The organism is Actinacidiphila sp. bgisy160 (genome assembly GCF_057707815.1).
This window is the reverse complement of the sequence record NZ_JBYIQW010000096.1, coordinates 1-12,165: the sequence shown is the minus strand read 5'-3', so window position 1 is coordinate 12,165 and position 12,165 is coordinate 1. Positions and strand designations below refer to the sequence as shown.

Genomic DNA, 12,165 nt, shown 5'->3' with positions numbered 1-12,165 from the left:
AGGCTCCCCGACGCGGCAGAGGCAGCCAGCTGGGGCCGGTTCAAAGGGCCAAGGCGTGGCGGGCGGTGGAGATGTTCACCGCGCAACTGCGGGAGGAGGGCAGGTTCACGCATCTGCAGATCGCCGACGAGGCGGCCCGGGTCCTGGCCGGCCGCGATGAGGCCGCGTACCGGCATGTGGTGATCGACGAGGCTCAGGATCTTCACCCGGCGCAGTGGCGGATGCTGCGGGCGTGCGTCACCGAGGGCCCGGACGACCTGTTCATCGCCGGCGACCCTCATCAGCGCATCTACGACAACAAGGTGTCGCTGCGCAGCCTGGGCATCAAGGTGGCCGGGCGGTCGGCGCGGTTGTGGCTCAACTACCGGACCACGCATGAGATCCTCACCTGGGCCACCGCCCTGCTGACCGGTGAGTCGTTCGACTCTCTGGACGGCAACGACGACGATGCCATCGGGCAGGGCGCCGAAGGCCTGGACGGATATCGGTCCACCCTGCACGGCACCCGCCCGGTCCTGCACCAAGCCGCGTCCCAGGCCAAGGAACTGGACGCCCTCGTCGACCAGATCCGCACCTGGCTGAAGGCGGGCGTACTGCCGCAGGACATCGGGGTCGCCGCCCGTACCCGCAAGCTCGGCGACCTTGCAGCCGAACGGCTGACGCAGGCGGGCATCGAGGTCACCATGCTGCGAAACGATCCGCCGCCGGAGCGTGCGGCCGTGCGGGTCGGGACGATGCACGCGATCAAGGGACTGGAGTACCGGTGTATGGCGGTCATCGGGGTCACCGCGCACAGCGTGCCCGCCGCCGGCGCCGTCACCCCGGTCGAGGTGGACCGGCTGCAGCACCAGACCGACCTGCTCGCCGAGCGGTGCCTGCTCTTCGTCGCCTGCACCCGCGCCCGTGAAGGCCTGTTCGTCTCCTGGAACGGCGAGCCCAGCCCCTTCCTGCCAGCCTGAGCCACCCAGGACCACAAGCGGGTGATCGCGTACGGCCCGGTTACCGGTGCTGCTGACTGCCCGGCAGGTTACCTGGCGCAACTTCTACTCGGCGCGGGACATCTGCAAGCCACCCGCCTGCAGCCGTCCAGGGAGTTGCCCACTGCCGTACGCCATGCACGGGATGCCCGGGGGTGGACACCTCAGAGAAGGGGCGAGACTGGGTGTGTCACCGGGTGTCGTTGATCCACAGCGCCCAGTGGGTGATGTCGCAGCGAGGTGATATGACCTACGTCATCGGAGCCCGGGCTGCGGCACGGGCACCGAGTCGGGGATGGGACATGCGAAAGTTGCGAGGGGACAATGAAGGCGTCTGAGACGATCCTGGCCGATCTGCTGCAAGGCCGGGCCCAGCAGTACCAGATCCCGCTGTATCAGCGGACGTACTCCTGGACGGACCGTCAGCTGGATCAGCTGTGGCGGGACATCCTCGACCAGGCACGACTGCTGGCGGAGCAGAAGAACGGCACCACGCACTTCCTCGGCTCGGTGGTGCTGGCGCCGTCTCCGATGACCGAGCCGACCTTCCCCCGGTGGCTCGTCGTGGACGGCCAGCAGCGGCTCACGACGCTGTCGCTGGCGCTGACCGCGCTGCGCGACCATCTGGCGGCCACCGACCCCGAGGCCCGAGAGCGCATCGATGAGGAGTACCTCATCAACAAGCGCAAGCAGGGAGAGGACTACTTCCGGCTGTTGCCGACCCAGGCGGACAGGGCGCACTACGCGGAGTACATCCGCGGCACGCACACCGGCAGCGGCGGCGGCCGGGTCGGCGAGACCTACCGCTTCTTCAAAAGCAGGCTGATCAAGGCGGAAGACCCCGCCGATCCGTACGACCTGGCCCTCATCGAGCAGGCCATCGCCTCCCGGATGACCCTGGTGGCGGTCAGTGCGGAAAAAGACGACAACGTCCACCGGATCTTCGAGTCCCTGAACAACACCGGCCTGAAGCTCAGCCAGGCCGACCTGCTGCGCAACTACCTGTTCATGAAGCTGCGGCAGCGCGCCCAGGAGGTGTACGACACCTACTGGTTGCCGCTTCAGGAGGCGTTCAGCAACGAGGACCTCGAGCATCTGATGTGGCTGCAGCTGGTGCTCGACGGCGACGACCGAGCGCGCCGGCAAGACCTGTACACCGCGCAGCAGCAGCGCTTCGCCGACATCGGCTCCGGCGAAGACGCCGTGCTCGCCTACATCAAGGAACTGCACCGGCGCGCAGAGCACTTCACCCGCATCCTGCATCCGGAGCGCGAACCGGACCGCAGCGTGCGCGAGCACCTGCACCGGCTCCAGGAATGGCAGGCCAGCGTGGCCCACCCCGCGGTCATGCTGATGCTGGACGAACGCTCCAAGGGCAACATCGACAGCGCCGAGGTGGCACGGGCCCTGTCCTATGTGGAGAGCTTCCTGGTCCGGCGCATGCTGTGCTGGATCCCCACCAACAACCTCAACCGCATCTTCCAGGCCGTACCCGGCCAGCTGCCGGTCGGCCTCTCCCCTGCCGACGGCCTGCGGCAGCTGCTGTCCGCCCACCGCCGGTTCTGGCCCACCGACGATGAGGTCCGCCAGCACGCGCGGACCGGCCGGTTCTACGAACGCGGCCGGGTCAACCAGCGCAAGTTCGTCCTGCAACGCCTCGAGCAGAGCTACGAGCACCCCGAGCCGGTCGACTTCACCCAGGCCAAGCTCACCGTCGAGCACGTGATGCCGCAGTCCGCCGGCCCGGAGTGGCTGGCCGCGCTGGCCCAGGACTGCACCGACGGCGAGACCCCGGAAGAACTCCACGCCCGCCTCGTGCACACCCTGGGCAACCTCACCTTGACCGCAGTGAACTCCCAGCTGTCCAACAATCCCTTCGACCGCAAGAAGGACCTGCTGCACGCCAGCCATCTGGAGATGAACCGGCAGATCGCCGACACCGACCGCTGGGGGGCAACCGAGATCCTCGCACGGGCCGATGAACTCGCCGACCGCGTCATCGACCTGTGGCCTTCTCCCCTGGAAGGCGTCTCCCGAGTGGAACGCGGCCGCGACTGGGGCCAGCTGCACCAGGTCCTGGCCGCCATGCCGGACGGAACCTGGACCACCTACGGCGACCTTGCCGCGCTCATCGGCTCCAGCGCCGGACCGGTGGGCACCCACCTACTGGCCACGCCCGGCCTGCTCAACGCCCACCGCGTGCTGACCTTCGACGGACGCATAGTCGAGGGCTTCACGTGGGCCGATGGCCGCGACAGCGCCGATGTACGGGCACTGCTGGAAAGCGAAGGCGTGGAATTCACCGCCACCGGCGGCGCCCTGCCCTCCCAGCGGCTCGACGCGGACGATCTTGCAGCCCTGCTCCGGCAGGAAGAACCCGAACCGGAGATCACGCGCCCCGGCCTTTCACCCGACGCCCGGGCCTCCTGGCAGGAGCGCTGGGAACGCTTCCAGAAGCAGCTGGCAACCGACAACCCCGAACCACACGTCGCCGCCGTCCGCGAGCTCCTGGACTTCTGGGAAGCAGCCGGGGGCTGGGTCGGCCTGGGCACCGGGCACACCTACACCAGCGCGTTCCTCAACCTCGACCGGCCGGGCGCCCAGGCCACCATCTGGCCGCTTGCGATCTTCCCCGGCACCGGCCGCGGCGGAGCCGTGGAAGTCGTCTTCCAGCACCTGGCCTCACGCGAACCGTTCACCGACCCCGGCCTGCGCGACGAACTCCGACAGCGACTGAACCGGATCGAGGGCGTGACCATCCCCCACGGCAAACTCGGCCTGCGCCCCTCCTTCCCCTTGACCGTGCTGGAAAGCGAAGAGGGCCGAGCAAGCCTGTTCGAAACCCTCGCCTGGTTCCGCGACCACGCACTGCGCACGACCTGACCGGCACAACCACACCCGAAAACCAGACCACCGGGCGGACGTGCCACGGCGCAACGCCGGCTGGTGGGCGGCACACCGTGCCACCCACCAGCCCGCTCGGCCCGCACCCTTGCGGAAGTCAACCGGCCCTCCCGGCGCCCAGCGGCTCCACCCCGACGGCAGTCCGTGTGCAGCGAGGTCACCCCAAGAGCAGAAACCGGCGACGCCCCAGGGGAATCACCAGGGGTCCTGTCCGATCGGACAGGACCCCTCGCGGCGCTGTCAGGGACTGTTCGTGTTAGAGGCGGACCTTCGCCAGGGCAACCTGCACAAGGCGCAGCGCTGCCTGGACCGCCTCATCGTCGCGGAGCGGGCAGTTGACGACGTACTGGTGACCGGGGCGCACCGCCCGGAAACCGATGCGCGGCTCGTCCAGATCGGCCACGTCTTCACGGGTCAGGCGCAGGGTAAGTCCGCCGTTGGTGGCCTTGACATAGGCGACGGCGCCGAAGCGGCGGACGCCCGCGTCGCGGACCATGATGTAGTCGGTGCGGCCGTCCCGGGTCCGCTCGGACTCCCCCGGACCGATCTCGACATCACCGAGCGCCACGGCACCCTGAAGGAAGTCGAGCACACGCCTGGCGATCTCCGCACTACGCGCGCGACCGCGCACCAGATCTGTGATCTGGGCCCAGTCCAATTCCCCACCCAGCCCGCCGACAGGCGCATCCAGCTCCGCCTCAGCAGGCGCGCCGGCATCCGCATCGTCCTCCGGTGCTGTCAGCCGCAAGAACTCGGCAATCTCCTGCGGCGTGCCATCGATCAGGCGCATTCGCCCTCCCCTTGACTGCGAACGCAGCATCTTTGCACTTCGACATGCGTAAGCTTACTCACGCTGGCTCACGCGTGTGTCTTCTTGAGCAAGTTGCATATAAGTGAGTAGAAGAGCCGTGAGCCGCCAACACTTAGCACTGCCGCTGGGGGCGCAAACCAGGGGCAGTCGGTTCAGCCGATTCAGGCGATACACCCGAGAAAACCTCGCATCGTCCCGAACTCTCCCTTCAGGAGATAGGCAGCGGCCGGTCCGTTTCGGGCCAAGGGGGGCAGCGCCATGATGCAGAAGAAGCTCGAACGGCTCGAAATCCTGCGGTATCAGTACATCGAACTCTCCACGCGGTACCCATGGCTTCAGCACTACCATGAGCGTCTGGCCGAACTAGAAGAGCGCATAGCGCGGCTTCAGCCTCCAGCCTCCGAGGTGACCGACGCACCGGAAGTAGCCCAAGTCGTCAGGGCGACTACCATCCCTGGCGGCCCGCTCCCGCCGATGCCTTCGTGGAAACGGATGCGGAACATTGAAAAGCTCGCGGCCGTCTACACGTACCTCGGCCCAACTGGCGAGCGGCTGCGGGTTCACCTGCGCACCGGCAAAGGATACGTGTAATGACGAGAGCACAGGACAGCGGCCAGCGACGGGGCTGGACGGATCTGGCTTGACCGATGTCTGCCGCGCCTGTGCCTCGGTCACTGCGTATGCCGTCATGGTTAGCGAGTCTGCCGTCGGCCAAACTCCTGGGACTGTGCGTGGTGGTGCTCCGCTCTGCGGGTGCCGATAAGTCATCCGGCCAGGTCACTACCTTGATCACTGGTCTCCGGCTGTGCGCGTCGCTCACCCCACTGTCTTCACCTTGACGGGGACAGACGGCATCATGGCCTGTGGTGCTGCCGTGCCTGTCCTATCTCGCCATGATGAACACCTTCACGCTCCTGCGCTATGACGACGCTACCGCCAGCAGCCGGGAGGCCTTCAGTTCGGTCTCGTCCCACTCGCGCTCGGAGTCGGAGCCCCAGGTGATCCCGGCGCGGTCCAGCGAGGACGTCCCGGCGGTGCGCCCAAGCAGGGGTCACTTCATGGTCGGCATGGTGCCTGGCTGCTGCTGCAGGTGGTGCACACGCTGGTCGTGCCCGGCGCCGTGCGGGATCGATCTGGCGACGGGCGTCGGGGCCTCCGCGGCGCGCAGGCGCGACTGCGCCGTGAACTGCGCGAGGCGCGCGGCCACGCTGAGGGGGTTCGACGGTGCCATATCGACCACCATGTCGAACGCTTTCAGGGCGCGGCGGGTGGCGGGCATGCTGACCCGGAGGTCGTCGACGGCACGTCACTCCCAGAGCTTGCGCTTGCGCCGCCGTTTCTTCTTCCGGCCCGCAGCCAGATCGTCGCTCCAGTACGTACCTGTGCCGATGCCGTACGCCGGCGCCTTCGAGGTACGGGCCGTTCGGCGTCCGCGAGTGGGCTTCGGCTTCTGCGTCCGCGGCGTCTGCTGCCGGGTCTCCTCAGCGCTAGTGCGTTGTCCACGAACGTTGCTGGGGTGCTTGGGATCCGCCGGTCGGTGCTCGCGGTGCTGGGTTGTAGGCGTCATCCTCGTCGTCGACGTGATCGCTGTTGAGGGTGAGGGCGAAGATGGCAGAGCCGGTCAGGGCACGGCGATTGACCGATCAAGAAGGGCAGAGGCTGCAGCAGATCGTCCGGCGGGGCCGCCACGAGTCGGTGCGGGTCCGCCGGGCACTGATCATCATGGCGTCGGCGTCGGGCACCACCGCGACGGCGATCGCCAGGCTGGTCGCCGCGCACGAGGACACCGTCCGGGACGTCATCCACGCCTTCAACGAGAAAGGCCTGGCCGCGCTGGACCCTCAGTGGGCGGGAGGCCGTCCCCGCCTGATCAGCGATGACGACCGTGAGTTCATCATCGCGACGGCCACAACCCGCCCCATGAAACTGGGGCGCCCGTTCACGCATTGGAGCCTTCGCAAGCTCACCGACTACCTGACCCGCAACGGGAACCGCCGGGTGCGCATAGGCCGCGAACGGCTGCGGCAGATCTTGCACGAGCACGGGGTCTCCTTCCAGCGCACCCGCACCTGGTAGGAGTCCAAGGACCCGGACAAGGACACCAAACTCGACCGCATCGAGCACGTGACCAGCCGCTTCCCCGACCGGTGCTTCGCGTTCGATCAGTTCGGCCCGTTATCGATCCGACCCTGCCACGGCACCTGCTGGGCGCCGCAAAAGAAGCCGGACCGGTTGCCGGCCACCTATCGCCGCACTCACGGGATCCGGTACTTCCACGGCTGCTACTCGCTCGGCGACGACCGGCTGTGGGGCGTGACCCGCCGCCGCAAGGGCGGCGACCACAGCCTGGCCGCGCTGAAGTCGATCCGTGCGGCCCGGCCCGACGGCGCCCCCATCTACCTGATCATGGACAACCTGTCGGCGAACAAGACCCCGGCGATCCGGGCCTGGGCGAAGAAGCACAAGGTCGAGCTGTGCCTCACGCCGACGAGCGCATCGTGGGCCAACCCGATCGAGGCCCAGTTCGGCCCCTTACGTAACTTCGTCATGGGCGGCTCCGACCACCCCAACCACACCGTGCTCGCCCGCAGGCTCCAGGAATACCTCAGGTGGCGAAACGCCAACGCCCGCCACCCCGACGTGCTGGCAGCCCAACGCCGCGAACGCGCCAAGATCCGCTGTGAGCGCCAACAACGCTGGGGCCGCCCACGACCCAAAGCCGCCTAATCAACCCCGTCAACGTTCTTGGTCAACGCACTAGCTAGTCGTGGCTCGCTGCCTCTTCTTGACCCATCGGCCATCGACAAGCCGGGCAGCGACTGCCACCCATGTGCCGTCAACGAGCCGCTCGATCACCGCTTCACCGTGGCGAGTGCCCGCGACAACGAGAGCCTCGCGTGCGTCGGCAACTGGTATCTCGAGCAGGCCTCCGCCCGGTTGCCGTACGACCAGTCGGTGCGCGGACTTGGCCGTCATTGTGCCGTTCTCCTCCATGTCACCGGTGACGCCACCACTGGCGTACTTTCAAAACCTCGGACGACCAAGCGGTACGGACCTGCTTGGCATCGCCGCGCCCGAGGAATTCGACGATGACGGGGAAGTGCGGGTGCATCTGCCCATTGCCCACCGTCACCAGGGCGGACAGCAACGGCTCGTCGCCATCGGAGTCCTGGTCCACCAGGACCAGCACCGCTGCCTGATTCTCCAGGCTGAGGCGCGGCAGACCGTGTATCCGCTGACGCAGGTCGGACCAGGTGACCAGCGCGCGGTCACGCGCGATCCGTGTCAGGACCGGCCGGACCTGCGAGGCGATCTCGAGCAGTTGGCCGAGAGGCAGGAGCTCAATGGCTTCATGCTGCTCGGATGCTGGCTGCGACGAGGCGTCGGAACGGCTCTGCCGCGGTTCAACTGCACGACCCTGGTCGCTGGCGGATTGTCGGATCGGTGTCCGCGTGGTGCTCTCCGGTCGGGCGCTGCGCTGCGGCCTGGCGCGCGGTGTGGTCTTGGGCTGGGGCGGCGGTGCCACGGCAGATGCCGGCTGCTGGGATCTCGCCGCCTCTTCGCGGGAGCGCTGTTTCCACGCCTGCGAATCGATGGTCTCGCGGATCTCCCTGAGTGCGCTGCGCTGCTCACGGGAAGCAGAGACCGGAATATCCGCGGCCTTGTGCCAGGCCAGAGCGTACAGATCCGCGGCCCCGACCTGGTCGTAGTCGCGTACCGCGCGCTTGAGTTCGGCCAGGGTGGTATTCAGCCCGCCGATGGCGACAGCCATCTGACTGGAGCTCAGGACTTCACGTCCGACGGTTCGGGCGCGCAGCCGGTTGATCCACGACTGGCCTCCGCTGAGACTGACGCGTCCTGAAGTCATCGCATGGCCTTCTTCCCCCGGTGGGCATCTCGCTTTCACGTACTTCCCGCTACTGCGGTCACTACGGCACCGCCTACTATGGGGCAGTTCCGCGCCGACCTGCTATTCCTCTGTCAGGTGTGGCTTCTGCTCTGCGTTGGGCAGTGGCCTGCCGAGCCGGGAGCGAGTACATGAGGGGGAACCTGGCCGAGATGCCGCATCAGGCTGTGCCGCCGCTACCGCTGCAAATTTCGTCGTGGCAGTAGGCCGAGCACAACGCAGCCCGCTGGATGCGCCACTGGGGCTATACCGATGCCGCCGCACGGCCCGGAGGCCCGGACTCCGGCATCGATGTCCGCGCTACCGGCGCACTGGGACAAGTCAAGTACCAGGCTGCCCAGGTTGGGCGTCCGGAACTGCAACGTTTCGTGGGAGCGCGCCCCTACGGATCGACAGCACAACTGATCTTCTTCACCGGCAGCGACTACACGCCCACGGCCGTGGCCTACGCCCAGGAGTGGAACATCGCGCTCTTCAGCTATCGCCTGGACGGCGCCATGACGCCGGTCAACGACACGGCACGCCGCATCCAGCGCTCCTCCGCATCCACCGCGCCCATAGCGGCTCGGAACACCAAAACGGCCGAAGTACAGACGTTCTGGCAGCGGAACTGGCGTGTGTTCGCGGGAGTTTGTCTCCTAATGGCACCGTTGGGCTCGATCGGAGGCGAGAAGACCTACACCCGCCCGCTCGCCCTGGACGTCCTGAAGTTCATCGGCATCCTCCTGGCGTGCTGGTCGCTCGGCACGTTCCTGATAGCCGCACGGTTCGGCGTCCGCATCTCCCTCCAGCTCCGGCCCTTCCGTGCGGCCGTCGTTTCCCGACGAGGAACGGGCCCGGCGGCAACGGTGAGCAGGACTCGTGTGCCACGCCCCACGCACAACGGCGCCACGGCGGCCTCCACAATGCAGCAGGACGGCCTGGTGGCTGAGGCCGCACGTCTGCTCCGTACCGGCAGCAAGCAGCACCACGTCGACAAGATCCAAGGGCTGCGGCCCAGCTCGGTGGGGATGGCGCGGATCGTTGCCTTCTCCCGCAGCCGGTCGGCGATGTGCAGCCGCTCGTCATCCGTCAGGTACCGGGACGGCCCCGAGGCCACCCACACCACTGGGGGCAGTCTCGGATGCTTCTTTCCACCCTCGGACCGACCGTTGCGCCACTCACGGCCGGTCCGAGGATTGTCCTCAACGCGTCTGCACGCATCACCGTTGTTGAACCCAAGCCCCATAAGCCGGAAGCATTCCTCCCCATTGCGTCTTCTTGACGATAAGTGGGGTGGCGTGCCAAGCTGACGCAGCATCTCCCCCGCGATCACTTGATCAACATTCTCCCCCCACGCCTGCGCCGTTCCGGTCGCTTCTGGCCGCCGCTGCTGCCCGCAGATCACCGCCCCGTCCGGCCCGCCCGCCGCGTGCCGCCGCACTGTATGGAGGCACCATGGCTCGCATACCGAACCCTCGCCTTGGCGCGAAGGGCACCGACCGGGCTGCCGGGGTGCTGCTCGGCGCGGCGGTGGGTGACGCGTTGGGTGTGCCGTACGAGTTCCAGGCGACGCTTCGGGAGGATCAGCAACCGCGGATGATCGGCGGCGGCCTGGGTCCGTACGAGCCAGGCGAGTACTCCGACGACACCCAGATGCAGGTCTGCATCGCCCAGGTCGCGGCGACCGGAGCGGATCTGCGCAGCCCCGAGGCCCTGGACGCGATCGCCGCCAACTTCCAGGGCTGGCTGAGCGAAGGCGCCAGCGACGTCGGCAACCAGACCAGCATGATCCTGAGCACCGCCGCCCGCGCACCCGGGTCGGCGGGCACGGCGATGCGGGAGACCGCCCGAGAGTACACCGCCGGCAACGTCCGCAGCGCCGGGAACGGCTCGTTGATGCGGACCGGGATCGTCGCCCTCGCCCACCTCGGCGACGCCGCCGCGATGGCGGAGGCCGCCATCGCCGTCAGCGCGCTCACCCACCCGGACCCCGACTGCGCCGACGCCTGCGTGCTGTGGTGCTCCGGCATCCGCACGGCGGTGCTGCACGGGACCTTCGACGGCGTACGCGAAGGCCTGGACCTGCTCCCGGCCGAACGGCGGGAGACGTGGGCGAAGCGGCTGGACGAGGCGGAGGCCAACCCGCCGTACCACTTCCACAACAACGGCTGGGTCGTCCACGCGTTCCAGGCCGCCTGGTCGGCCATCACCCGCACCGCGGTGCCCGAACTGAGCCTCGCCGAGCGCACCTTCCCCGCCCAGCACCTTCAGCTGGCTCTGGAGGCGGCGGTTCGGGCCGGGACGGACACCGACACCGTCGCCGCGATCGCGGGCGCCCTGCTCGGCGCGCGCTGGGGCTGCTCCGGCATCCCGCTGGAATGGCAGCAGGCCGTCAACGGCTGGCCGGACCTCACCGCGGCCGACCTGGTCCGGCTGGCGGTGCTCACCGCCCGGGGCGGGAGCGACGACAAACTCGGCTGGCCCTCGTCGCCGCAGATGCCGCCCGGCGACCACCGCAGCTTCGCCGTACCCCACCCCCACGACCCCGGGGTGGTTCTGGGCAACCTGGCCCTGGCCCAGGGCGCCGAGCCGGTCGGAGTCGACGCCGTGGTCTCACTGTGCCGCGTCGGCACCGCCCCGCTCCTGCCCGGCACCGACACCGAGCACGTCCGCGTCTGGCTGGTGGACAGTCAGGGATCGAACGCCAACCTTCACTACGTCGTGGACCAGGCCGCCCGTCAGGTGCTGCGGCTGCGCCAGGAGGGCAAGCGCGTCCCGCTCCACTGCTTCGCCGGGCAGAGCCGCACCCCGGCCGTCGCGGCTGTATACAGCCACCTGGCCCACGGCACCGACCCCACCACCGCGCTCAAAGACCTGCGCGAGGTACTGGTGCAGGGCTGGCATCTGTCAGCGCACCCTGAGCTCCACGATGTGGTGCACGAACTGACCACCACAGCAGCCCCCCAAGGGAAGCCGACCGGACCCACCCCGCAGCCCGGCCAGGTGGGCAAGGTCGACGGGGCCAGCGCCTGAGGGACGATACCGAATGAGCTCCACGCCGAAGATCACCACCGCGGGGTCGGGGTGCCGGCGGTCAGCGGCTTACCTCGGGTCGTCTTGCGGCCGGTGACGATCACCGGGTCACCGAGGTCGTCGTCCAGCCCACGAAGCCGAGGTCCGAAGCCTCGAGGCCGTCTTCCCGCAGTTGGCAGTGACCTTGTTGAGCCGGAAGGTGGCTACTCAATGCCTCCCGGCATCCGTCAACAGGTCAGGTCCTTGATGCGTGCCCGGGTTCGTTGGGCCTGGTCGGGTCGGTCGAGCGCGTCAAGCAGGGTCGCGGTCAGCTCAAGGTCGGAGACCAAGGGGGCGGTGTGCATGCCGGGATCGGTCTCGGCGAGGCGTTCGCGCAGCGGGATAGCCCGGCCGACGGCGCCGAGAGCTTCCAGGGGACGTGCATCGGCGCGGAGGTAGACAGCGAGATCGTGGTGGAGTTGGGCGAGCCAGAGCAGGTAGGGGTGGTCGGTTTCGTTTTCGATCGGGCCGAGCAGGTCGATGGCGTGCCGGGCCAGATGGATCGCGTCCTT

8 protein-coding genes and 3 pseudogenes are annotated in these 12,165 nt (G+C 68.2%); 6 read left to right on the top strand and 5 right to left on the bottom strand.

Translation table 11 applies throughout. From position 1 onward, the window contains the following. Both AC3EUJ_RS36270 and AC3EUJ_RS36265 read left to right on the top strand, forming a co-directional pair. Nucleotides 1-959, top strand: a 959-nt coding sequence (locus AC3EUJ_RS36270) for a 3'-5' exonuclease (protein WP_431969131.1), incomplete at its 5' end; no start/stop codon positions are given. A 342-nt stretch (nucleotides 960-1,301) separates the two neighbouring features. Continuing rightward, on the top strand, nucleotides 1,302-3,860 hold the full coding sequence (locus AC3EUJ_RS36265; protein ID WP_431969129.1) for a GmrSD restriction endonuclease domain-containing protein: 2,559 nt from the start codon (nucleotides 1,302-1,304) through the stop codon (nucleotides 3,858-3,860). Nucleotides 3,861-4,137: 277 nt separating this feature from the next. On the opposite strand, the gene AC3EUJ_RS36260 is transcribed toward AC3EUJ_RS36265, so the two are convergent. Then, complete coding sequence (locus AC3EUJ_RS36260; RefSeq protein ID WP_431969127.1) at nucleotides 4,138-4,671, bottom strand: hypothetical protein; 534 nt, start codon at nucleotides 4,669-4,671, stop codon at nucleotides 4,138-4,140. A gap of 279 nt (nucleotides 4,672-4,950) precedes the next feature. Between AC3EUJ_RS36260 and AC3EUJ_RS36255 the strand changes: the two genes are divergently transcribed. After that, on the top strand, nucleotides 4,951-5,283 hold the full coding sequence (locus AC3EUJ_RS36255; protein ID WP_431969125.1) for a hypothetical protein: 333 nt from the start codon (nucleotides 4,951-4,953) through the stop codon (nucleotides 5,281-5,283). Nucleotides 5,284-5,743: 460 nt separating this feature from the next. Here the strand turns inward: AC3EUJ_RS36255 and AC3EUJ_RS36250 are convergent, their stop codons facing one another. After that, on the bottom strand, nucleotides 5,744-5,971 hold the full coding sequence (locus AC3EUJ_RS36250) for a hypothetical protein (protein ID WP_431969123.1): 228 nt from the start codon (nucleotides 5,969-5,971) through the stop codon (nucleotides 5,744-5,746). Between the two features lie 329 nt (nucleotides 5,972-6,300). Between AC3EUJ_RS36250 and AC3EUJ_RS36245 the strand changes: the two are divergent. Beyond that, a pseudogene (locus AC3EUJ_RS36245) lies at nucleotides 6,301-7,419 on the top strand (IS630 family transposase). A gap of 268 nt (nucleotides 7,420-7,687) precedes the next feature. Here the strand turns inward: AC3EUJ_RS36245 and AC3EUJ_RS36240 are convergent. After that, the gene (locus tag AC3EUJ_RS36240; protein WP_431969121.1) at nucleotides 7,688-8,560 is read right to left on the bottom strand and encodes a hypothetical protein; all 873 of its coding nucleotides are present in this window, start codon (nucleotides 8,558-8,560) and stop codon (nucleotides 7,688-7,690) included. A 269-nt stretch (nucleotides 8,561-8,829) separates the two neighbouring features. On the opposite strand from AC3EUJ_RS36240, the pseudogene AC3EUJ_RS36235 reads away from it, so the two are divergent. Further along, nucleotides 8,830-9,015, top strand: a pseudogene (locus tag AC3EUJ_RS36235) (restriction endonuclease); the annotation flags it as partial. Between the two features lie 557 nt (nucleotides 9,016-9,572). Here AC3EUJ_RS36235 and AC3EUJ_RS36230 read toward each other — a convergent pair. Further along, nucleotides 9,573-9,899, bottom strand: a pseudogene (locus AC3EUJ_RS36230) (helix-turn-helix domain-containing protein); the annotation flags it as partial. A 137-nt stretch (nucleotides 9,900-10,036) separates the two neighbouring features. Here AC3EUJ_RS36230 and AC3EUJ_RS36225 point away from each other — a divergent pair. Continuing rightward, the gene (locus AC3EUJ_RS36225) at nucleotides 10,037-11,614 is read left to right on the top strand and encodes an ADP-ribosylglycohydrolase family protein (protein WP_431969119.1); all 1,578 of its coding nucleotides are present in this window, start codon (nucleotides 10,037-10,039) and stop codon (nucleotides 11,612-11,614) included. A gap of 227 nt (nucleotides 11,615-11,841) precedes the next feature. Here the strand turns inward: AC3EUJ_RS36225 and AC3EUJ_RS36220 are convergent. Next, nucleotides 11,842-12,165, bottom strand: a 324-nt coding sequence (locus tag AC3EUJ_RS36220) for a hypothetical protein (protein ID WP_431969117.1), incomplete at its 5' end; no start/stop codon positions are given.